At 36.9% G+C, this 21,622-nt stretch carries 23 protein-coding genes; 21 read left to right on the forward strand and 2 right to left on the reverse strand.

Features of this window, described 5'->3' with window-relative positions:
• The first annotated feature begins 5 nt into the window (after positions 1-5).
• The 21 genes from flhB to WAK64_RS03865 all read left to right on the forward strand — a co-directional run bounded on the left by flhB (position 6) and on the right by WAK64_RS03865 (position 21,143).
• Positions 6-1,088 carry a flagellar biosynthesis protein FlhB gene (flhB, locus tag WAK64_RS03765; RefSeq protein ID WP_336585607.1) on the forward strand — a complete coding sequence of 361 codons (1,083 nt, stop codon included), beginning with the start codon at positions 6-8 and terminating at the stop codon, positions 1,086-1,088.
• Between the two features lie 32 nt (positions 1,089-1,120).
• The gene (gene flhA / locus WAK64_RS03770) at positions 1,121-3,160 is read left to right on the forward strand and encodes a flagellar biosynthesis protein FlhA (protein ID WP_336585608.1); all 2,040 of its coding nucleotides are present in this window, start codon (positions 1,121-1,123) and stop codon (positions 3,158-3,160) included.
• Positions 3,157-4,287 carry a flagellar biosynthesis GTPase FlhF gene (gene flhF / locus WAK64_RS03775; RefSeq protein ID WP_336585609.1) on the forward strand — a complete coding sequence of 377 codons (1,131 nt, stop codon included), beginning with the start codon at positions 3,157-3,159 and terminating at the stop codon, positions 4,285-4,287. The genes flhA and flhF overlap by 4 nt, the downstream gene beginning before the upstream one ends.
• Positions 4,287-5,159 (forward strand): MinD/ParA family protein, encoded by an 873-nt coding sequence (locus tag WAK64_RS03780; protein ID WP_336585610.1) that lies wholly within the window; start codon positions 4,287-4,289, stop codon positions 5,157-5,159. The genes flhF and WAK64_RS03780 overlap by 1 nt, the downstream gene beginning before the upstream one ends.
• Positions 5,156-6,250 (forward strand): protein-glutamate methylesterase/protein-glutamine glutaminase, encoded by a 1,095-nt coding sequence (locus WAK64_RS03785; protein ID WP_336585611.1) that lies wholly within the window; start codon positions 5,156-5,158, stop codon positions 6,248-6,250. Before WAK64_RS03780 ends, WAK64_RS03785 begins: the two co-directional genes overlap by 4 nt.
• A 13-nt stretch (positions 6,251-6,263) precedes the next feature.
• On the forward strand, positions 6,264-8,303 hold the full coding sequence (locus WAK64_RS03790; protein WP_336585612.1) for a chemotaxis protein CheA: 2,040 nt from the start codon (positions 6,264-6,266) through the stop codon (positions 8,301-8,303).
• 21 nt (positions 8,304-8,324) lie between these two features.
• Positions 8,325-8,771 carry a chemotaxis protein CheW gene (locus WAK64_RS03795; RefSeq protein WP_336585613.1) on the forward strand — a complete coding sequence of 149 codons (447 nt, stop codon included), beginning with the start codon at positions 8,325-8,327 and terminating at the stop codon, positions 8,769-8,771.
• 11 nt (positions 8,772-8,782) lie between these two features.
• Positions 8,783-9,415 (forward strand): chemotaxis protein CheC, encoded by a 633-nt coding sequence (locus tag WAK64_RS03800; RefSeq protein ID WP_336585614.1) that lies wholly within the window; start codon positions 8,783-8,785, stop codon positions 9,413-9,415.
• A 3-nt stretch (positions 9,416-9,418) separates the two neighbouring features.
• Complete coding sequence (locus WAK64_RS03805) at positions 9,419-9,904, forward strand: chemotaxis protein CheD (RefSeq protein WP_336585615.1); 486 nt, start codon at positions 9,419-9,421, stop codon at positions 9,902-9,904.
• Positions 9,905-10,219: 315 nt separating this feature from the next.
• Complete coding sequence (locus tag WAK64_RS03810; RefSeq protein ID WP_336585616.1) at positions 10,220-10,945, forward strand: FliA/WhiG family RNA polymerase sigma factor; 726 nt, start codon at positions 10,220-10,222, stop codon at positions 10,943-10,945.
• Positions 10,946-10,960: 15 nt separating this feature from the next.
• Positions 10,961-11,254, forward strand: coding sequence for a hypothetical protein (locus WAK64_RS03815; RefSeq protein WP_336585617.1), 294 nt, complete (start codon positions 10,961-10,963; stop codon positions 11,252-11,254).
• Between the two features lie 8 nt (positions 11,255-11,262).
• On the forward strand, positions 11,263-11,805 hold the full coding sequence (locus tag WAK64_RS03820; protein ID WP_336585618.1) for a DUF6115 domain-containing protein: 543 nt from the start codon (positions 11,263-11,265) through the stop codon (positions 11,803-11,805).
• A gap of 150 nt (positions 11,806-11,955) precedes the next feature.
• Positions 11,956-12,663 (forward strand): 30S ribosomal protein S2, encoded by a 708-nt coding sequence (gene rpsB, locus WAK64_RS03825; RefSeq protein ID WP_336585619.1) that lies wholly within the window; start codon positions 11,956-11,958, stop codon positions 12,661-12,663.
• Positions 12,664-12,795: 132 nt separating this feature from the next.
• Positions 12,796-13,677 carry a translation elongation factor Ts gene (gene tsf / locus WAK64_RS03830; protein WP_336585620.1) on the forward strand — a complete coding sequence of 294 codons (882 nt, stop codon included), beginning with the start codon at positions 12,796-12,798 and terminating at the stop codon, positions 13,675-13,677.
• Positions 13,678-13,768: 91 nt separating this feature from the next.
• Entirely contained in the window at positions 13,769-14,494 is a 726-nt protein-coding gene (gene pyrH / locus WAK64_RS03835) for a UMP kinase (protein WP_336585621.1), read from the forward strand.
• Positions 14,494-15,051, forward strand: coding sequence for a ribosome recycling factor (gene frr / locus WAK64_RS03840; RefSeq protein WP_336585622.1), 558 nt, complete (start codon positions 14,494-14,496; stop codon positions 15,049-15,051). Before pyrH ends, frr begins: the two co-directional genes overlap by 1 nt.
• 336 nt (positions 15,052-15,387) lie before the next feature.
• Positions 15,388-16,179: an isoprenyl transferase gene (locus WAK64_RS03845; RefSeq protein WP_336585623.1), complete on the forward strand. Its 792-nt coding sequence runs from the start codon at positions 15,388-15,390 to the stop codon at positions 16,177-16,179.
• The gene (locus WAK64_RS03850; RefSeq protein WP_336585624.1) at positions 16,180-16,980 is read left to right on the forward strand and encodes a phosphatidate cytidylyltransferase; all 801 of its coding nucleotides are present in this window, start codon (positions 16,180-16,182) and stop codon (positions 16,978-16,980) included. It begins immediately after the preceding gene.
• A gap of 18 nt (positions 16,981-16,998) precedes the next feature.
• A complete protein-coding gene (gene dxr, locus WAK64_RS03855) occupies positions 16,999-18,144 on the forward strand; it encodes a 1-deoxy-D-xylulose-5-phosphate reductoisomerase (protein WP_336585625.1) in 1,146 nt (381 codons plus the stop codon).
• Between the two features lie 17 nt (positions 18,145-18,161).
• Positions 18,162-19,421 carry an RIP metalloprotease RseP gene (rseP, locus tag WAK64_RS03860; protein ID WP_336585626.1) on the forward strand — a complete coding sequence of 420 codons (1,260 nt, stop codon included), beginning with the start codon at positions 18,162-18,164 and terminating at the stop codon, positions 19,419-19,421.
• A gap of 27 nt (positions 19,422-19,448) precedes the next feature.
• Complete coding sequence (locus tag WAK64_RS03865; protein ID WP_336585627.1) at positions 19,449-21,143, forward strand: proline--tRNA ligase; 1,695 nt, start codon at positions 19,449-19,451, stop codon at positions 21,141-21,143.
• A 172-nt stretch (positions 21,144-21,315) separates the two neighbouring features.
• Here the strand turns inward: WAK64_RS03865 and WAK64_RS03870 are convergent, their stop codons facing one another.
• Positions 21,316-21,441, reverse strand: coding sequence for a hypothetical protein (locus WAK64_RS03870; protein WP_336585628.1), 126 nt, complete (start codon positions 21,439-21,441; stop codon positions 21,316-21,318).
• Positions 21,426-21,563, reverse strand: coding sequence for a hypothetical protein (locus WAK64_RS03875; protein ID WP_336585629.1), 138 nt, complete (start codon positions 21,561-21,563; stop codon positions 21,426-21,428). The genes WAK64_RS03870 and WAK64_RS03875 overlap by 16 nt, the downstream gene beginning before the upstream one ends.
• Positions 21,564-21,622 lie beyond the last annotated feature (59 nt).

Genomic DNA, 21,622 nt, shown 5'->3' on the forward strand with positions numbered 1-21,622 from the left:
TTATTATGAAGTATTTATCTTTAGACTTACAGTTTTTTGCAGGAGAGAAAACTGAAAAAGCAACGCCAAAGAAACGTCAAGAGTCAAGAAAAAAAGGTCAAACAGCCAAAAGTCAAGATGTAAACACGGCATTTGTATTACTAGCAGTATTTTTATTTTTATTATTTGGGGGAAGCTTTATTGGGAAAATCATCTTCCAGCTATTTCATCATACGTTTGAAGATTATATGCTTATTTCCTTATCAGCTAGCACAGTTGAAGCCATTGCAATAGAGGTTTTCCAACAAATGATGCTTTTGTTAGCTCCTGTTATGTTGATTGCAATGATTTCGGCAATCGTGTCCAATTATTTACAAATAGGCTTTCTTTTTTCAACAGAACCACTTAAACCTAAGTTAGAAAAGATTGACCCAATTAAAGGTTTTAAACGCATCTTCTCGATGCGAGCAATAGTAGAATTAATTAAATCTATTTTAAAGATTTCTTTTGTAGGAACTATTACATTTATCGTGTTATGGGTGAGGATAGAGGAAGTATTATCTCTGTCATTTAAAAGTCCGGCTGCATCCGGAAAAACGATTATTAGTTTAACGATACAAATGGGAATCGCTGCTTCTCTATCATTATTATTCTTAGCGGTTTTTGATTACTTGTATCAAAAGTACGATTTTGAAAAGAACATTCGAATGTCAAAGCAGGATATTAAAGATGAGTTTAAAAACACAGAGGGAGACCCTCTAATTAAATCGAAAATAAAGCAAAGGCAAAGAGAAATGGCACAACGGAGAATGATGCAAGAAGTGCCACAAGCAGACGTTATTATTACAAACCCAACTCATTTTGCTATCGCATTAAAATATGATGAGGAAAAATCAGAAGCTCCAATTGTCATCGCTAAAGGAGTTGATTTTCTCGCTCAAAAAATAAAGTTGATTGCAAAAGAGCATGATGTCACGATGGTTGAAAATCGCCCTTTAGCACGAGCGTTATATGATACAGCTGATATAGGTGAAAGTATCCCGGAGGAATTTTTTAAAGCCGTTGCTGAAGTATTAGCGTATGTCTATCGTTTGAAAAACAAGATTTAAATTTTGAGAGAATTAGTTAGGAGAGAACGTTTATGGCAGCAAGAGATTTATCAGTTTTAGCGAGTGTAATATTAATAGTAGCAATGCTGATTATTCCGTTCCCACCTTTAATGTTAAGTATATTCATCATTATTAACATTTCACTCGCTTTATTAGTGTTACTGACAGCGATGAATATGCAAGAACCCTTACAATTCTCTATCTTTCCTTCATTATTGTTATTACTAACGCTGTTTAGGTTAGGCTTAAATGTGTCTACAACAAGATCAATTCTTAGTCGCGGGGAAGCAGGAGAAGTAGTTGAAACATTTGGTACTTTTGTAGTTGGTGGCAATGTACTAGTAGGGTTAGTCGTATTCTTAATCTTAATTATTATTCAATTTATTGTCATTACAAAGGGATCAGAACGTGTTTCAGAAGTAGCAGCAAGGTTTACATTAGATGCTATGCCTGGTAAACAAATGAGTATTGATGCTGATTTAAATGCGGGAATGATATCAGAACACGAAGCCAGGAGTAGACGAGAGAAAATTGGTCGTGAAGCTGATTTTTATGGAGCGATGGATGGTGCTAGTAAGTTTGTCAAAGGGGATGCGATTGCTGGTATCATTATCGTGTTAATAAACCTCATATTTGGTATGATTATTGGTTCTGCTCAAGAAGGTCTTCCTTTTATAGAAGCAGCGACAAAATATTCACTTCTTACTGTTGGAGATGGTATTGTGAGCCAAATACCAGCTCTACTCATCTCAACTGCAACAGGAATTGTGGTCACAAGAGCCGCTTCCGAAGGGAATTTAGGTCAGGATATTACAAAACAGCTCCTTGCTTATCCAGTAATGCTGTATGTTGCGTCCATTACGATATTTTTGCTCGGTGTTGCTACACCCATTAGTGATTTATTGACGATACCAATCGCAGGCTTACTTGCGCTTACAGGGTATATAGTTGGAAGAACACCTAAGCAAACGGAAGAGAAAGAAGATGAGGTAGAGCAAGCACAACAGACAGAAGAATTAAAGAACCCAGAAAATGTCGTATCATTATTAAATGTTGATCCAATTGAATTCGAATTTGGATATGGGTTAATTCCATTAGCTGATACTAGTCAGGGTGGAGACTTATTAGATCGAATTGTCATGATTAGAAGACAATTGGCCATTGAATTAGGACTCGTTATTCCAGTTGTAAGAATTCGAGATAATATTCAATTACAACCGAATGAGTACAGATTGAAAATAAAAGGGAATGAAATGGCTCGTGGAGAGCTGTTGTTAGACCATTATTTAGCGATGAGCCCTAGCAGTGAAGAGGATAGTATCGAAGGAATTGATACAGTTGAACCTTCATTTGGATTGCCGGCAAAATGGATAGTGGAAGATGTAAAGGAACAAGCAGAAATTATGGGCTATACGGTTGTAGACCCCCCTTCGGTTGTATCGACCCATATTACTGAGCTTATAAAAGCGAATGCACATGAGCTATTAGGCCGTCAGGAAACGAAACAGTTAGTGGATCATATAAAAGAATCTTATCCAATTTTAGTTGAGGAGGTAACGCCAACTCCTTTATCCATTGGTGAAGTTCAAAAAGTACTATCGAAGCTGTTAAAAGAGAATGTGAGTATAAGAAATTTACCGATTATATTTGAGACATTAGCAGATTTTAGTAAATTATCCTCTGATACGGATTTGTTAACTGAGTATGTTAGGCAGTCACTTGCTAGACAAATTACTGCCCAGTATATTGATGGAGATAGTTCTTCTATAAAGGTCATTACATTATCAGGGGCTGTTGAGAAAATAATTGCTGATGGAATTCAACAAGCTGAGCATGGAAACTATTTATCTTTAGATCCAAATGATTCTCAAAAAATACTCGAGGCGTTAGCTCAACAAGTGGAACAATTATCTTTAATTGAGCAATCACCAATTGTGTTGAGTTCTCCAGCGGTACGGATGTATGTTAGGCAGTTAGCAGAAAGGTACTTTCCACAATTGCCAATTTTGTCATTCAATGAGCTCGAATCAAATGTGGAAGTTCAAAGTTTAGGGGTGGTGAAGGTTGAATGAAAGTAACGAAGATTATAGCACCGACAATGCCAGAAGCCATGAAAAAAATACGGAAGAACCTTGGAGAAAATGCGGTTATTATTAACTCAAAAGTTACCTATTCAGGTGGCTTTTTCGGCATGTTTAAGAAGAGGAATATTGAAGTTATCGCAGGTTTAGACCAAGATGTAGAAAAAGGTAGACTCGAAGCTAGACGTAAGCAAGAGGGATTTGAACAGCAGACCATTCATTTTCACCAAGAAAAAGAAGAACTTAAAAACGGACTAGAAATACAAAAAGATCTTATTGAATTAAAAAGTATGATTGAACATTTGTCTAAGTCAAAAATGAGCACGCCGTACCCACAAGAAATTCAACAATTGAATGAATCCTTAGTAGCACAAGGTCTTGCTGAAGAACATCTGTACGAACTAATTGATTATTTACTAGAAAAAGATAGTACAAAGCGATTGGGCAATGAACAGCAAGTGAAGCAATGGACAAAAGAGTGGTTAGTAGAGCAATTAAAACCATATCAGTATGGTGGAATCGACTATAACAAGAAATACGTAAATGTGGTAGGGCCAACTGGTGTTGGGAAAACAACAACGTTAGCAAAAATAGCGGCTCAATCTGTTCTTACCTACAACAAAAAGGTTGCCTTTATTACGACTGATACTTATCGAATAGCTGCAATTGAACAATTAAAAACATACGCCGAGCTACTAAAGGCTCCTATTGAAGTAGTTTATAACCGTTCAGACTTTCAATTGGCCATTGATAAATTTAAAGAAGTTGACACTATCTTTATCGACACTGCTGGGAGAAATTATCATGAAATACACTTTGTTGAAGACTTACCGAATATAATTGACTTTTCAAATGAAATGGAAACATTACTCGTATTATCTTTAACGGCAAAAGAGACGGATTTAGTGAAAATGATTGATAATTTTGCAAAGATACATTTTCAGAAATTTATTTTTACAAAAATAGATGAAACGTCCTCATATGGCACGGCCTTTAATTTAATTAAAAAATACAAAAAAGGTGCTGCTTATTTAACGAACGGGCAAGATGTACCTGAAGATATTCTCGAGGCAAGTGAAAAAAATATAGCAGAATTAATTCTTAGAGGAACTCTATAATGAATGATCAAGCACAGGGATTAAGAACGAAACTTCAACGACAGTCTATCGCCCGAACGATTGGTGTTGTGAGTGGAAAATCCGGACTAGGTACATCTAATTTTTCAGTAAATATGTGCACAATCTTAGCGAAGGCAAATAAAAAGGTTCTTTTACTTAATCTTGATTTTGGCATGGCAAATGTTCATCTTCCTTCTGGAGAAAATCCGGAAAGAACGATAATGGACTTTTTAAATGAAAATATTGAGGTGCATGAGATTGTTCACAAAGGGTCAGATGGGGTTTCCTATATTTCAGGTGGAACTGGCTTGAGCTCATGTGTAAATTGGCCGAAAGAAAAATTTGATCGATTTGCTGACGGACTTCAATTTCTTCAACAATACTATGAATATATATTTTTTGATATGGGGGCTTTAGCTTCAAAGGACCGATTGGATCTAATGATGACGCTGGATGAAACCATTTTGATTACAACTCCAGAACCCACTGACATAATGGATGCGTATTCTCTTATAAAACATATTTCTCTTCTTGGTGGGGAACAAGAGCTTTATATAGTTTGTAACCGAGCTCAGTCTGAGAAACAGGGGGAAGAGACATTATCTCGCCTTCAAGGAGTTGTTCGTAAATTCCTACAAAAGAAGGTCTCAATTTTAGGAATTATTATGGATGATACAAATGTTGGAGAAGCCGTCGCTAACCAAGTTCCATATTCTATTCAATACCCTAACCATCCAGCTGCAAGAGGTTTAGCTGCGATTGCCATGAGTTATTTGGCAACACCTCCATTAAACTGTGAGAGTTCATCATTAAAGTTTACTTTCATCGATAAATTGAGAAAGCTCTTCATTGTAAAGGGGGAGGTAGGATGAAGAAAAAGAAGGTATTAATAGTTGATGACTCTGCATTTATGAGGAAATTAATTCAAAATTTTATTGCAGAGCACCCCCTTCTTGAATCTGTAGGGATTGCTAGAAATGGTAAAGAAGCGATCGAAAAAATTAAGCGCTTAACCCCAGATGTAGTTTCATTAGATGTAGAAATGCCTATATTAAATGGATTAGATGCACTTCAACAAATTATGAAGGAATGTCCAGTACCAATCATCATGCTGTCAAGTACAACCAAAAAGGGAGCGGAGAACGCCATATTAGCTATGTCTTATGGTGCGGTTGATTTCATTGCAAAGCCCTCCGGAACTATTTCTTTAGATTTAGGGATGATTAAAGATGAATTTATCACAAAATTATTATCAGCTAGTACAATTGAAGTGTCAAAATTAAATCAATCATCAGCTGTACTAAAACAGCCAGAGCGGAAGACAAAGTTTAGCCACCCCCTGCCGGTAGAAAGGAAAAAACGGTTCATTGGTAATATAGGTACTAATGAGAAAAAGATTGTTTGCATTGGAACAAGTACTGGTGGACCGAGAGCGTTACAGCAAGTGCTTACTTCCTTACCAGAGGATTTTAAAGCGCCAATCCTAGTCGTTCAACATATGCCAGCAGGATTTACCCAATCATTGGCCGCGAGATTAAATACATTAGCAAATATTCATATTAAAGAGGCAGAAGACGGTGATGTGCTGGAAAATGGGACGGCCTATATTGCCCCAGGGGGATTTCACCTGAAATTAAAAAGAAATGGCTCTAATTTAGCCATTGTTCTCGATAATAGTGAAGCGCCTCGAAATGGACACCGTCCTTCCGTTGATGTCATGTTTGAAGCAATAAAAGAGTATGAAGACTATGAAAAAATTGCCGTCATTATGACTGGGATGGGGTCGGACGGAGCAGAAGGATTAGTTAAATTAAAAATGAGTGGAACCGTTAAAGCCATAGCTGAATCAAAAGACAGTAGTATTGTGTATGGAATGCCAAAGGCAGCCTTATCTACTAAAATGGTTGACGATGTAGAACCTTTAAAACATATTGCAGATGCAATAATGAATTATATGCCATAGGAGTGTGGTACTCATGGAATTGAATCAATATCTTGAAGTATTTATTGAAGAAAGCAAAGAACATTTACAAACAGTAAATGAACAATTACTTTTGTTAGAGAAAAATCCTAGTGATTTAACAATTGTCAATGAAATATTTAGGTCAGCACATACATTAAAAGGTATGTCCGCAACGATGGGATATGAAGATTTAGCGAGTTTAACACATAATATGGAGAATGTATTAGATGGGATTCGAAATGAAGCGATCGCGGTTACACCGGAAATTTTGGATGTTGTTTTTGTCGCAATAGATGATTTAGAAGCGATGGTCATGTCAATTGCAGATGGCGGAGATGGAAAAAGAGACGTAAGAGACGTTGTAGACCGTCTTCACAAAATTGAAAAGGGAGAACATGTACTTTTAGAAGCACACCGTGAAATAGCAGCAACAATATCAGATGGGAACGATATTTCATCTTTAAAAAATCAATACGATGAGTTCGAACAGACGGTAATCCAACAAAGTATTGATCAAGGCTTTAATTGTTATGCTCTTTCTGTAACATTACGAGAAGATTGTTTATTAAAAGCTGCTCGTGTATATATGGTTTTCGAAGTGATTGAAAAGTTTGGGGACGTCATTAAGGCAGTTCCATCAGTCGACCAATTAGAAGAGGAAAAATTCGACAATTCTTTTGTTGTTTCTATCGTAACAAAAGAAGAGAAAGAAAAACTTGAGAAAGAAATAATGAAAGTTTCTGAAGTAGACAACGTTGAACTCCATCCTATTCTTAAGGAAGATTTCGTTTCGAAAGAAAGTCAGCAGAATTCCATCATTAATAAAGAGGAAAATGATGATGATCAACAACCTTTGCCTTTACCAAAGAAAAAAGATAGTAAGAATAAGGCCTCTATGAATGGAAGTAATAAAACGATTCGAGTTAATATTGAGCGTCTTGATATATTAATGAACCTTTTTGAAGAACTTGTGATTGACCGTGGAAGATTAGAGCAAATCTCAAATGACTTAAAGCATTCAGAATTAAATGAAACAGTTGAAAGGATGTCTCGAATTTCAGGTGACTTACAAAATATTATTTTAAATATGCGCATGATACCAATTGAAACAGTATTTAATCGTTTTCCGCGCATGGTGAGGCAACTTGCTCGAGACTTAAATAAAAAAATAGAGTTAGACATAATCGGAGCGGACACAGAGCTTGACCGGACTGTTATTGATGAAATAGGTGACCCTCTAGTTCACCTAATAAGAAATGCCATTGATCATGGTGTTGAAACACCCGAAAGACGATTATCAGCGGGGAAACCAGAAGAAGGAACGCTTACGTTAAAAGCCTATCATAGTGGCAATCACGTTTTTATTGAAATTGAAGATGACGGTGCAGGTATAAGTCGTGAAAATGTGTTAAGGAAGGCTATTTCGAAAGGAATTATAACAGAAGAAATGAGCTTAACTTTATCTGACAAGCAAGTGTACGAGCTCATTATGTCTTCTGGTTTTTCCACAGCGGATAAAATTTCAGATATTTCAGGACGGGGAGTGGGATTAGACGTTGTAAAAACAACCATTGAATCATTAGGTGGATCCATTACGATTGATTCTACAGAAGGAAAAGGGTCAGTATTTTCTATTCAGCTCCCACTAACACTATCGATTATTTCTGTCATGTTAGTAACATTAAACCAAGAAAAATACGCTATACCACTGTCTTCAATTATTGAAACAGCCATTGTGAAAAAAGAGGAAATCTTAAATGCTCACAATCAAAAAGTCATCGATTTTAGAGGGAAGGTTGTTCCACTTGTCTTTTTGGAGGAAGTGTTTGAGGTTCCAGATGGCGGAAAAGAGGAAGCGTTTTATTCTGTAGTCATTGTGAGAAAAGGGGACAAGATGGCAGGGCTAGTGGTAGATTCATTTATTGGCCAGCAAGAGATTGTTTTAAAGTCCCTTGGGAATTATTTAAATGATGTTTTTGCCATATCCGGAGCTACCATTTTAGGAGACGGACAAGTGGCGTTAATAGTAGATTGTAATTCATTGATTAAATAAGCTGTGAGCGGAGTGATTAAGATGAGTGAAGCCAGTGTTCTTCTGGATGAAAAAGTTATTGTCTTTGAATTAATGGAAAAGGAATACGCTATACCTGTTTCGCAAGTTCGTTCGATTGAAAAGCTATCGCATATTACGAGAGTACCTCGAACGAAAAGTTATGTGAAAGGGGTTATTAATCTACGTGGTGTCGTTACACCCATTATAGATTTACGTGAACATTTTGGATTAGAAGTACAGGCATATACAGATTCAACTAGAATCATTATTGTTTCATTAGAACATAATGAGGTTGGATTTATTGTAGATGCAGCAAATGATGTGTTGGACCTTTCAGTAGAATCGATTGAACCGCAACCAGATGTCGTTGGTTCAATCGAAACAGATTATATTCGAGGCGTAGCGAAAATCGATAAGCGGTTGCTTATTTTATTGAAGTTAGAAAAAATACTTTATTCTGTAGAATGAGGGATGTACATATGGGATTTGTTGAAAAAATTACGCCGCTTCATCTCGACTTATTAAGAGAAGTTGGCAATATAGGAGCTGGTCATGCGGCCACGGCACTTTCAACGTTATTAAATAAAAAGGTTGATATGAAAGTACCCGATGTTCAGATTGTTTCCTTTGATGAAATGATTGAAATGGCTGGAGGGGCAGATTCCGTTGCCGTTAGTGTATTTTTAAGAATAGAAGGTGATACACCTGGAAGCATGTATTTTATGCTACCGGTGGATGAGGCGTCACACTATATTCGTACCATGACGGGAGATTCAACCTTTCAATTTGATTCGCCACCTTATTCAGAGTTAGGGATATCCGCGATGCAGGAACTTGGAAACATTTTAATAGGAAGTTATTTATCGTCGTTATCTGACTTTACGAAATTAACACTATTCCCAACTGTCCCCTCATTAAATGTAGACATGGTCGGAGCTTTAATTTCATTTGGCTTAATCGAGGCTTCTAAAGAAAGTGATGTTGCAATTGTAATTGATACAGCACTAAAAGAAGAGCACTCGCAAGATGGAAAGATAGTAAAAGGACACTTTTTCTTATTACCAGATCCAGATTCCTTCTCTACTATCTTCAACGCATTAGGAGTTTCATAATAGATGAATAAAGCAATCATAAAGGTAGGTATTGCTGATATGAACATCGTAAAAGGGCAAGAAACCATCCGTACTTCTGGACTTGGTTCTTGTGTAGGGATTGTCCTTTATGATGAAATAATTCAAATAGCGGGCTTGGCTCATATCATGTTACCGAAATCATCTATCGGAAAAGTTCAAAATAAAGCAAAGTTTGCCGATACAGCCATAAGTGAAATGATCAATAGGCTTCAAAATGAAGGGGCTAGAAAATCTAGGTTAAGAGCGAAGATTGCTGGAGGGGCACAGATGTTTAAAGTTTCTGCCAAAACCGAGCTAATGAGAATCGGTCCCCGAAATATTGAGGCGGTTAAACAAGAACTTCATTCATTAAATATTCCTATAGTAGCTCAAGATATTGGAGGGAGCAGTGGAAGAACAATTGAATTTACTCCCGCTACTAAAATACTGCACATTCGAACCGTCAATCTAGGAACGAAGAAAATATAATGGTAGGAAAACTATTTTGCATAAGTGGTTTGCTCTTGTGTTTATAAAGGTTTATTAGCCAAAGGAACCACAATCCATTATTTATTATAGCTGTAAAGACGAGTAGTCTATTCACCCTAAATTTCATTATGTATTGAAATCATTAATGTGATATAAGGGAGGATAAGGCTGAATGAACAATTGAAAGTCAATCAGGTCATCCATCATACATGATATGTTACAAATAAATATCAACATTCTATGAAACAATGATTTATAAGATCAAGCGCTAAACAATACTATTCACATTCTAAATAGCGGTGAGGAGGAGGACTATTGACAACTATAATAAGAGATGAGCAACATTATTGGAAGCTTTGGAAGGAAGCAAAAGATTCTAGTGCTGGAGATATCCTTATCAAAAGGTATATGCCTCTAGTTTCCTACCATGTGCAACGTATCTCCGCTAGTTTACCTAAAAGTGTCTCGAAAGATGATTTAAAAAGTTTAGGGCTGATGGGATTATTTGATGCACTTAATAAATTTGATACATACGCTTCTTTTCGTGTACGTGGTGCTATCATCGATGGTCTAAGAAAGCAAGATTGGTTACCAAGGAGTGCGAGAGAGCGTTCTAAAAAAGTTGAAGCAAAGATGGAAGAAATGGAACAAAGTCTGTTACGTCATGTAACACCAAGTGAAATTGCAGGTGAATTAGGACTTTCACAAGAGGAAGTATATCAAACGATGCAGGAGCAATACTTTGCTAATATACTATCAGTGGATGAACGAATTCAAAATGATGATTCCGATTCTCAAGCATTTTTTATAAAAGATGATGTCACGATTTTACCTGATGAGATGCTAGTAAAGGAAGAGCAAATCCAAGAATTGTCAACGAAGATTAAACAGCTTTCCGAAAAGGAACAGCTTGTTTTAAGTTTATTTTATAAGGAAGAACTAACCTTGACAGAAATTGGCGGGATTTTATCCTTATCCACTTCAAGAATTTCTCAAATTCATTCAAAAGCAATAAATAAGCTTAGAAAACTCTTTATATAAAATGAGGAGAAGGAAATGTCATTAAAAGCAATAGAGCTGCAAATTGCTTTACCGAAAACATTTGAGGCTGGAAAAATGACGGATCAATTTCAACAGCAAGGACAAATTATACAATCGCAACTTCAAGCAGAAAATGAAAAAAAGCAATTGCAAAAACGGAAAAAAGTAAATGAGAACCACCCGACTGAAAATCAGGTAATACACGATGAAAGCCCCAAAAATGATCAGAACGAAACTTCATTAAGTGAAATGCGGACTTCTATGGCCGTTCATCCCTATAAAGGGCATCAAATTGATTTTTCTGGATAGGAGAAAACATGACTGCTTTTTTATTTATTACGTTATTTATATTAATTACTCTTTGTGGCTTTGCTGTCGTCCTTTTATTTGTTCGACAAAACCGTCTAATTGCACTGGAAAAGCAACAACTAAATATGATCAGGGAAATAGAAGATGTAGCCTCTGCTTTTCTTCTAGAAATGAAGGAAGAAAATGAAACGTTTATTGAAAAAGTTCAAAAGATAAAAAGACAAGAAGACAAAGGGCTCGGTGCGAAAAAAACAACGGTTGATTCGGAGGAAGAAAAGGGGGATTATGTTAAGAAAAGCACCATTTCAAGACAAAAGGTGATTGCGGCATACGAACCATCAAGGGGACGAAAGAGAGATAATAACAGACAAGATTCTACGACAAACGAATTAAAAAAAGTCGATGACACGATTGTTGAAAGGAACAATGATGATTTTACAAATCAAGTATTGCTCTTACATAGGCAAGGTTTAACGAGTTCTCAAATAGCGAAAGAACTGAGTAGAGGTCGAACAGAAGTAGAGTTAGTATTAAAATTTGAAAACAACTAATTTACTGTTGCCTCTTGTAAGAGTCTATGATATATTATCTTATGGTGTGACTACACACGCTAAGTGATTTGAGTATTTGGTGCTATATAATAGTTTTACTTAAAGATGATCTTAGCGGAGGAAAAAAAACCAATTAGGAGGAACACACACATGTCAGTAATTTCAATGAAACAATTACTAGAAGCTGGTGTACATTTCGGACACCAAACTCGCCGTTGGAACCCAAAAATGAAGAAATATATCTTCACAGAGCGTAACGGCATTTATATCATCGATCTTCAAAAGACGGTGAAAAAGGTTGAAGAAGCATACAAATTTGTTAAAGAGGTTGCGGCTAACGATGGGAAAATCCTTTTCGTTGGAACGAAAAAGCAAGCTCAGGAATCCGTTAAGGAAGAAGCAGAACGTTCAGGTATGTACTTTATTAACCAACGCTGGTTAGGCGGAACGTTAACAAACTTCGAAACCATTCAAAAGCGTGTTGCACGTCTTAAAGATATCGAAAGAATGGAAGAAGATGGTACTTTTGAAGTACTTCCTAAGAAAGAAGTAGTTCAACTTAAAAAGGAACATGCACGCTTAGTGAAATTCTTAGGTGGAGTAAAAGAAATGAAAGAGCTTCCAGATGCTCTATTCATTATTGACCCACGTAAAGAGCGTATCGCTGTTGCTGAAGCTCGCAAATTAAATATTCCTATCGTAGGAATTGTTGATACAAACTGTGATCCAGATGAGATTGACTACGTAATCCCAGCGAATGATGATGCAATTCGTGCAGTTAAGCTATTAACTGGTAAAATGGCAGATGCAATTCTTGAATCAAAACAAGGTGAAGAAGCAGCTGTTACTGCAGAGTAATTTAGTTTCGAGTTATAGAAAAGGTGATAAGTGGGGGAATCCCTTATCACCTTTTTTTAAGAATAATCTAAAATAGAGAGCAATGACTGAAGAGGAAGTTGCTACATATGCATTAGAAGGAGGATATTTACTATGGCAGTTACTGCAAAAATGGTAAAAGAATTACGTGAAAAAACTGGCGCAGGTATGATGGATTGTAAAAAAGCGCTAACAGAAACAAATGGTGATATGGAAAAAGCAGTTGATTTTCTACGTGAAAAAGGAATCGCTAAAGCTGCTAAAAAAGCAGATCGTATTGCTGCGGAAGGAACTACTTTCATTCTAAGCGAAGGAAACGATGCAGTTATCTTAGAAGTTAACGCAGAGACTGATTTCGTTGCAAAAAATGAAAACTTCCAAGTACTTGTTAAAGAAATTGCACAACACATTCTTGCTAATAAACCTGAAAGTGTTGAAGCTACTTTAGAGCAAAAAATGGGCAATGGTTCTTCAGTTGCTGAATTCATCAATTCTGCAATTGCAAAAATTGGAGAGAAAATTTCACTACGTCGTTTCTCACTTCGTACGAAAACTGACAATGATTCTTTTGGTGAGTACCTTCACATGGGTGGACGAATTGGCGTATTAACGGTTCTTGAAGGATCAACTGATGCAGCTGCAGCAAAAGATGTTGCAATGCATGCAGCTGCATTAAACCCTAAATATGTTTCTCGTGACCAAGTATCTGCAGAAGAAGTAGAGCGTGAGCGCGAAGTACTAACTCAGCAAGCTTTAAACGAAGGGAAACCTGAAAAGATTGTTGCGAAAATGGTTGAAGGCCGTTTAGGTAAATACTTTGAGGATGTATGTATCCTTGATCAAACATTCGTTAAGAATCCAGATCAAAAAGTTCGTCAATTTGTAGAATCAAAAGGCGCTAAGCTAACGGACTTTGTACGTTATGAAGTTGGAGAAGGACTTGAGAAGCGCGAAGAGAACTTTGCTGAAGAAGTTATGAACCAAGTTAAAAAATAATGTTTACTTTATAAACTATTTAAAGTAGGGAACACTTTGTGTTCCCTCTTTTATAGAAGATTAAAAAACTATATACATATAGGAGGTTCCAATGAGCATCCCACAATATAAGAGGGTAGTATTAAAATTAAGTGGTGAAGCATTAGCTGGAGAAGATGGTTTTGGTATAAATCCTGCAATTATTAAATCGGTAGCAGAGCAAGTGAAAGAAATCGCCGAACTAGATGTGGAAGTAGCAGTTGTTGTTGGTGGTGGAAACATTTGGCGTGGGAAAATTGGTAGCGAAATGGGCATGGATCGAGCGAATGCTGACTATATGGGAATGCTTGCTACCGTCATGAACTCCTTAGCTCTACAAGATAGTTTAGAGCAGCTTGGCATAGAAACAAGAGTACAATCATCAATTGATATGCGCCAAGTTGCTGAACCTTATATCCGTAGACGTGCGATTCGTCATCTAGAGAAGAAACGGGTTGTAATCTTTGCAGCTGGTACAGGAAACCCATATTTTTCAACAGATACAACCGCTGCTCTACGTGCTGCTGAGATTGAAGCTGAAGTGATCTTAATGGCAAAAAATAATGTTGATGGAGTTTATTCTGCTGATCCTAAACAAGACGAGAATGCTGTGAAATATGATCAGCTTTCGTATTTAGATGTGTTAAAAGAAGGACTAGCTGTAATGGATTCAACAGCGTCTTCATTATGTATGGATAATGATATTCCATTAATTGTGTTTTCCGTAATGGAGAATGGGAATATTAAAAAAGCAGTTCTTGGAAATAATATTGGAACAATTGTGAGGGGGAAAGAATAATGCCGAAATCAGTAATGTCATCTACAAAAGACAAAATGGAAAAAGCTGTACAAGCCTACACTCGTGAACTTGCGTCTATTCGTGCAGGTCGCGCAAATGCATCGTTGCTACAAGGAATATCAGTAGACTATTACGGAGCTCCTACACCAGTAAATCAAATGGCTTCAGTTACGGTTCCAGAAGCAAGACTATTAGTTATTCAACCATACGATAAAACGGTACTAGGTGATATTGAAAAGGCGATTTTAAAATCTGACCTTGGGTTGAATCCTTCAAATGATGGTTCACTTATCCGAATAGCTATCCCAGCTTTAACTGAAGAGCGTCGTAAAGAGCTTGTGAAGTTAGTCAAGAAAGAGTCTGAAGAAGCGAAAGTTGCCATTCGGAATGTACGACGTGATGCGAATGACGATTTGAAGAAGCTAGAAAAGAATGGCGAAATGACAGAAGATGACTTGCGTGGTTACTCAGAAGATGTTCAACAGCTAACTGATACTCATATTAAACAAGTAGACGAGCTTACAAAAGAAAAAGAACAAGAAATTCTTGAAGTGTAACATAAATGACGAAAACCCTCTAGCTTTAGGGGGTTTTCCTTTATTACAGGGATTAAGGTACATATATAGAGTTAATCAAGTATCGTGTCTATTAAAAAAACGAATTTAAATTGTATACGGTTTTCCTTTACATAGTATTCATTATGATTAAACCCTTATGAATTTTTTGAAGAGTGATAAGCGTAACTCTAAGGGCTTTAGTATATAGTAGATTCCATAAAACCTACATTATTTTCTATCCTAAACTATGAACTTTTGCAGATATCTTTAAGGATTTTTGTTATGATAAGATAGACGTATAGCAATCATTAGGATGTAATACTTGGAGGATTTAATATGCTAGAAAAAATAAAGTTGTGGAATTCCAAAAAAACAAAAGAAGGTTCACAAGAAGGAATAGGTGAACTTGATAAAAATTCAATTCCACAGCATATCGCTATTATAATGGATGGGAATGGAAGGTGGGCAAAAAAACGTGCTTTGCCTCGTATAGCCGGTCATCATGAAGGGATGAAGGTGATAAGGAAAATCACCCGTATTGCTAATTCCCTTGAAGTAAAAACGTTGACTTTATATGCTTTTTCAACAGAAAACTGGAAACGTCCAAAGGTGGAAGTAGATTATTTGATGAAGCTTCCTGAAGAGTTTCTTAGTACGTTTTTACCAGAGTTGATAGAAGAAAATGTGCGAGTCACGATGATGGGAGATGAAGGAGAAATCCCTTCACACACATTAAATGCTGTGCAAAAAGCAATGGAACAGACGAAAGATAACACTGGGCTACAATTAAATTTTGCACTGAATTATGGAAGTAGATCAGAAATATTACAAGCGACGAAAGATGTCTTAAAAGATGTAAAAAATGGTATAATAAGTGAAGAAGATATTACTGATGAATTATTTTCAAGTTATTTAATGACAAAAAGTATGTCAGATCCAGATCTTCTCATTCGTACAAGCGGTGAAATGCGATTAAGTAACTTCATGTTGTGGCAATTAGCTTACACCGAATTTTGGTTTACGGATGTACTATGGCCTGATTTTAATGAACAGCATTTTATACAAGCAATTGAAGAATTTCAAAGGCGATCTAGAAGGTTTGGTGGACTTCAAAGTGAGGAATCATAAATGAAACAAAGAACAATAACAGCGATTATTGCAATGGGAATTTTTATTCCTATCGTAATAATTGGACAAATGCCGCTTATCGTTCTAACATATTTAATAGCGACAATCGGTTTGTTTGAATTGTTGAAAATGAGAAAATTAAAGTTAGCCTCAATTCCAGGTTTAATTTCTGTTGCACTTCTATGGATTTTTTTAATTCCAGAGAACTATACTGGAATAATCGGAGATTTAGGCTATTCAAAAATACAATTAGCCTTATTAGCTGTATTGCTTTTTTTAACGTACACTGTTGTAACGAAAAATCGTTTCACTTTTGACGATGTTGCCTTTTCGGTTATGGCAATTTTATATGTAGGGATTGGCTTTTATTATTTAATTGAGACTAGAGATGTAGGCGGCGTCGAATATGTATTTTACGCACTTATTACCGTATGGGCTACTGATTCTGGTGCGTATATTATTGGAAGAAGTATGGGAAAACGGAAGCTTTGGCCTGAAATAAGCCCCAAAAAAACGATAGAAGGCTTTGTTGGAGGAGTTGTATGTGCTCTTTTAGTTGGACTATTGTTTTGGCTATTTGGTTCAGATATCTCTAATCTTCCGCTATTAAAGGTATTAATTGTTACGGTAGTTCTTTCATTTTTTGGACAAATTGGTGATTTAGTCGAATCTGCGTTGAAACGTCATTATGACGTAAAAGATTCAGGGCAACTTCTCCCTGGGCACGGTGGTATATTAGATCGTTTTGACAGTTTATTATTTGTTATACCACTACTACACTTTTTTAATGTGATTCAATAGTTTTAGGGGGAAGATACATTGAATAGAAAAAACATAAGCCTATTAGGAGCAACAGGGTCAATAGGTGTTCAAACATTGGATATTATTCGCTCTTATCCTGAGCAGTTCCGATTAATTGCTGCTTCTGCAGGTCGTAATATTCAGCGAATTCGCGAGATTGTGAATGAATTCAGACCACTGTTAGTATCCGTTCAAAATAAAGAAGATGCAGAAAAATTAAAGCTAGAATTCAGTGATATAAAATTTGTTCACGGAATAAATGGATTAATAGAGGTTGCATTACATAGTGAAAGTAATCTGCTTGTCAATGCAGTATTAGGAAGTGTGGGCTTATCTCCTACCGTTGAAGCAATCAAAGCAAAAAAAACGGTAGCACTTGCTAATAAAGAAACATTGGTCACAGCAGGTCACATTGTAATGGAAGAAGCGAGGAAGAATAATGTCCCCATCCTCCCAGTAGATAGTGAACATGCGGCAATTTTTCAAAGCCTTCAAGGTGAAAGGTTCGAAAATATTGAGCGGATTATTATTACGGCTTCAGGGGGAAGCTTTAGAGATCGATCAAGGGAAGAATTAGTAGGGGTCACGGTTGAGGATGCTTTAAACCATCCTAATTGGTCGATGGGAGCGAAAATAACGATTGATTCTGCTTCTATGATGAATAAAGGCCTTGAAGTCATTGAGGCTCATTGGTTGTTTGATCTCCCCTATGAAAAAATAGATGTTTTACTTCACCGTGAAAGTGTAATCCATTCAATGGTGGAGTTTCATGATACCTCTGTCATGGCACAGCTAGGATCTCCGGATATGAGAGTTCCTATTCAATATGCTCTCACTTACCCAGATCGCTTTCCATTACAAGCAAAAAAGCTAAAACTAGAGGACTTTGGAAAGCTACACTTTGAGAAAATGGACTTTAACCGTTTCAGGTGCTTACAATTTGCTTATGACTCAGGAAAATCAGGTGGAACATACCCTACGGTGTTAAATGCAGCAAATGAAGCCGCTGTTGAAGCCTTTTTAGGAAAAAAGGTTTCATTCTTAAAAATTGAAGAGTTGATTGAAAGAGCTTTAAATGAACATCAAAAGATTAATTCGCCTGACTTACAAACTATACAGATGGTTGATCAACAAACAAGAAGATATGTACAATCACTTCTATAAAAAAGGTGGTATTCGATTTGGAAACTGTATTAGCCTTTATCGTTATATTCGGTGCTCTTGTATTTTTCCATGAGCTTGGACATTTTATTTTTGCCAAAAGAGCAGGAATATTAGTACGAGAGTTTGCTATAGGGTTTGGCCCGAAAGTGTTTTCTTATAAAAAAGAAGAGACAGTCTATACAATTCGCCTATTGCCTCTTGGTGGTTTTGTTCGAATGGCTGGCGAAGATCCAGAAATGATTGAAATTAAACCTGGACACAGAGTTGGACTTGTATTAAATGATGAAGAAGTAGTAGAAAAAATCGTATTAAACAATAAAGATCGCTATCCAGATTTAATTGTTTTAGAAGTAGAATCTGCTGATATCGAACATAAGTTATTCATAACCGGTTATGAAGATGGTAGTGAAGAAAAAAAGACCTTTTCACTGTCAAGAGAAGCGGTCATTATCGAGGATGGAATTGAAACACTTATCGCTCCATGGGATCGTCAATTTGCTTCTAAAAAATTAACGGAAAGAACAATGGCCATTTTCGCAGGTCCTTTGTTTAATTTCATTCTAGCCTTCTTTATCTTTCTACTCTTAGGTATGCTTCAAGGAGTTCCTGTTGATGAGCCGATTCTTGGAGAACTTACTACCGATGGTGCTGCAAATGAAGCAGGTTTGAAAAAGGGGGATGAAGTCATCAGTATTGATGGCGCCGAAATCTCTTCTTGGGAAGAAATTGTTGCTATAGTTGAGAAGAAACCTGGTGAGGAATTATTGTTTGTTATAAAAAGAGATGAAGAAACTAATTCCATTCCTGTTACTCCCCAATCTGTAGACTTTGAAGGAACGAAGGTAGGTAAAATTGGCGTCTATTCAGCCCTTGAGAAGAATCCACTCGGTATCATTAGCAACGGTTTTACACAAACTTACGAATGGACGATAGAAATCTTTCGGTTATTAGGTCAACTTATCACTGGCCAATTCTCAATTGACGCTCTATCAGGGCCCGTAGGAATTTATCATTCAACGGATATTGTCGCTCAATCTGGAATATACAATCTGATGAGATGGGGAGCCATTTTAAGTATTAACCTAGGAATAATGAATTTACTGCCGATTCCAGCTCTTGACGGAGGTAGGTTAATGTTTTTAGGTGTTGAAGCTGTGAGGGGTCGCCCGATTGATCGCCAAAAAGAAGGCATGGTCCACTTCTTAGGTTTTGCCTTACTTTTCGTTTTAATGCTCGTTGTCACTTGGAATGATATTCAACGATTCTTTTTACAATAATTTATTTAACGATAGAGGTGTACGAATATGAAGCAAAGTATGACGTTAATCCCTACATTAAGGGAAATACCAGCAGATGCAGAAATAACTAGTCACCAGCTCCTGTTAAGAGCTGGTTACATTCGTCAAAATGCAAGCGGAGTATATAGTTATTTACCTTTAGGTAAAAAGGTACTTCGTAAAATAGAAGAAATTATCAGAGAAGAAATGGATCATGCAGGTGCTGTGGAATTATTAATGCCCGCTCTTCAGCAAGCAGAGCTTTGGCAAGAGTCTGGACGTTGGCAAACTTATGGTTCGGAACTTATGAGACTAAACGATCGCCACGGACGTGATTTTGCTCTTGGTGCAACACATGAAGAAGTTATTACTAGCATCATTAGAGATGAAGTGAAATCATATAAAAAACTTCCTCTAGTATTTTACCAAATTCAAAATAAGTTTAGAGATGAGAAGCGACCACGATTTGGCCTTTTAAGAGGTCGAGAGTTTATGATGAAGGATGCGTATTCTTTTAATGCCACCCAAGAAAGTTTAGATGAAGTATATGATCGTATTTTTACTGCTTATTCAAATATCTTTACGCGATGTGGTTTAGATTTTAGGGCGGTTATTGCTGATTCAGGAGCTATGGGTGGAAAAGATACACATGAGTTTATGGTATTATCCGATGTTGGAGAAGATACGATAGCTTATTCTGACACATCCAATTATGCAGCGAATGTGGAAATGGCTCCTGTTATTACGTCGTATGAGAAAATGGATGAACCTGAACAAGAGCTTACACAAGTTCATACACCAAACATAAAAACCATTGACGAAGTGTCCGCCTTTTTAAATGTGGAATCTAGTAATTGTATAAAATCCCTTCTATTTAAAGTTGATGAGGAGTACGTGCTAGTATTAGTTAGAGGTGACCATGATGTCAATGATATAAAAGTGAAGAATGTTTTAGATGCTTCAGTTGTTGAACTGGCTACACCAGAAGAAACAAAATCGGTACTCGGTTGCACGATTGGTTCTGTCGGCCCTATCGATTTGGATGAAGTGACAGTATTAGCGGATCATGCAGTAGCATCAATTACTAACGGAGTATGTGGTGCAAATAAAGAAGATTATCATTTTATAAATGTTAATCCAAAACGAGACTTCCCAGTAGCTACTTTTGAAGATTTACGTTTTATTCAAGAAGGTGACCCTTCACCTGATGGAGAAGGAATCATTCAATTTGCTAAAGGGATAGAAGTAGGTCATGTGTTTAAATTAGGTTCTAGGTATAGTGACGCAATGAAAGCAACCTATTTAGACGAAAATGGTCGATCTCAAACGATGCTTATGGGATCATATGGAATTGGAGTTTCACGAACACTAGCAGCTGTAGTAGAACAATTTAACGATGAGAAAGGGATTGTTTGGCCTACAAACTTAGCACCTTTCCAAGTGCACTTAATTCCAATTAACATCAAAAATGAGGATCAAAAAACAGTAGGAAACGACCTATATAATGAGTTAAAATCACAGCGATTCGATGTACTTATGGATGATCGTCAAGAACGACCAGGTGTTAAATTTGCTGATTCAGATTTAATCGGAATTCCAGTGCGTATTACCGTTGGAAAGAAGGCATCTGAAGGAATTGTAGAAGTGAAAAACAGGAAAACGGGAGAAGTTTTTGAGGTAAATAAAGAAGAAATCGTTGATTTATTACAGAAAATGCTTTAAAAAAGTCAGACCCTATTGGTATCCTGATGGGTACTAATAAGGGTCTGATTTTTTTGAGAGTACTAGCAAAGTATATGCAATCAGGAGGAGTTTGCTGCGCAATCCGGCTCCATATAGGCTTAGAGTACGTCGCGAACTTAGCCTATGTTCCATATAAGGAACAAGTTTATACTCAAATGCCTGTCGCTGCTGAACAACCCGTCTCCGCATTTCGGTGTTGTCTAGCTTCGTCGGGTAGCAGCTCGGGGTCATTTGTCAAATCACTGCGGAAATCAGGATTTCCTACGTGCTTCGCCAAATGCCTGTCGCTGCTGAGCAACCCGACTCCGCATTTCGGTGTTGTCTAGCTTCGTCGTGTAGCAGCTCGGGGTCATTTGTCAAATCACTGCGGAAATCAGGATTTCCTACGTGCTTCGCCAAATGCCTGTCGCTGCTGAGCAACCCGACTCCGCATTTCGGTGTTGTCTAGCTTCGTCGTG

It is taken from the genome of Bacillus spongiae (assembly GCF_037120725.1).
GTDB lineage: Bacteria > Bacillota > Bacilli > Bacillales > Bacillaceae_K > Bacillus_CI > Bacillus_CI spongiae.

What these genes read in the sequence shown, in the direction of transcription:
- flhB (WP_336585607.1), top strand. Translation starts at nt 6, where the DNA reads ATGAAGTATTTATCTTTAGACTTACAGTTTTTTGCAGGAGAGAAAACT.
- flhA (WP_336585608.1), top strand. Translation starts at nt 1,121, where the DNA reads ATGGCAGCAAGAGATTTATCAGTTTTAGCGAGTGTAATATTAATAGTA.
- flhF (WP_336585609.1), top strand. Translation starts at nt 3,157, where the DNA reads ATGAAAGTAACGAAGATTATAGCACCGACAATGCCAGAAGCCATGAAA.
- WAK64_RS03780 (WP_336585610.1), top strand. Translation starts at nt 4,287, where the DNA reads ATGAATGATCAAGCACAGGGATTAAGAACGAAACTTCAACGACAGTCT.
- WAK64_RS03785 (WP_336585611.1), top strand. Translation starts at nt 5,156, where the DNA reads ATGAAGAAAAAGAAGGTATTAATAGTTGATGACTCTGCATTTATGAGG.
- WAK64_RS03790 (WP_336585612.1), top strand. Translation starts at nt 6,264, where the DNA reads ATGGAATTGAATCAATATCTTGAAGTATTTATTGAAGAAAGCAAAGAA.
- WAK64_RS03795 (WP_336585613.1), top strand. Translation starts at nt 8,325, where the DNA reads ATGAGTGAAGCCAGTGTTCTTCTGGATGAAAAAGTTATTGTCTTTGAA.
- WAK64_RS03800 (WP_336585614.1), top strand. Translation starts at nt 8,783, where the DNA reads ATGGGATTTGTTGAAAAAATTACGCCGCTTCATCTCGACTTATTAAGA.
- WAK64_RS03805 (WP_336585615.1), top strand. Translation starts at nt 9,419, where the DNA reads ATGAATAAAGCAATCATAAAGGTAGGTATTGCTGATATGAACATCGTA.
- WAK64_RS03815 (WP_336585617.1), top strand. Translation starts at nt 10,961, where the DNA reads ATGTCATTAAAAGCAATAGAGCTGCAAATTGCTTTACCGAAAACATTT.
- WAK64_RS03820 (WP_336585618.1), top strand. Translation starts at nt 11,263, where the DNA reads ATGACTGCTTTTTTATTTATTACGTTATTTATATTAATTACTCTTTGT.
- rpsB (WP_336585619.1), top strand. Translation starts at nt 11,956, where the DNA reads ATGTCAGTAATTTCAATGAAACAATTACTAGAAGCTGGTGTACATTTC.
- tsf (WP_336585620.1), top strand. Translation starts at nt 12,796, where the DNA reads ATGGCAGTTACTGCAAAAATGGTAAAAGAATTACGTGAAAAAACTGGC.
- pyrH (WP_336585621.1), top strand. Translation starts at nt 13,769, where the DNA reads ATGAGCATCCCACAATATAAGAGGGTAGTATTAAAATTAAGTGGTGAA.
- frr (WP_336585622.1), top strand. Translation starts at nt 14,494, where the DNA reads ATGCCGAAATCAGTAATGTCATCTACAAAAGACAAAATGGAAAAAGCT.
- WAK64_RS03845 (WP_336585623.1), top strand. Translation starts at nt 15,388, where the DNA reads ATGCTAGAAAAAATAAAGTTGTGGAATTCCAAAAAAACAAAAGAAGGT.
- WAK64_RS03850 (WP_336585624.1), top strand. Translation starts at nt 16,180, where the DNA reads ATGAAACAAAGAACAATAACAGCGATTATTGCAATGGGAATTTTTATT.
- WAK64_RS03865 (WP_336585627.1), top strand. Translation starts at nt 19,449, where the DNA reads ATGAAGCAAAGTATGACGTTAATCCCTACATTAAGGGAAATACCAGCA.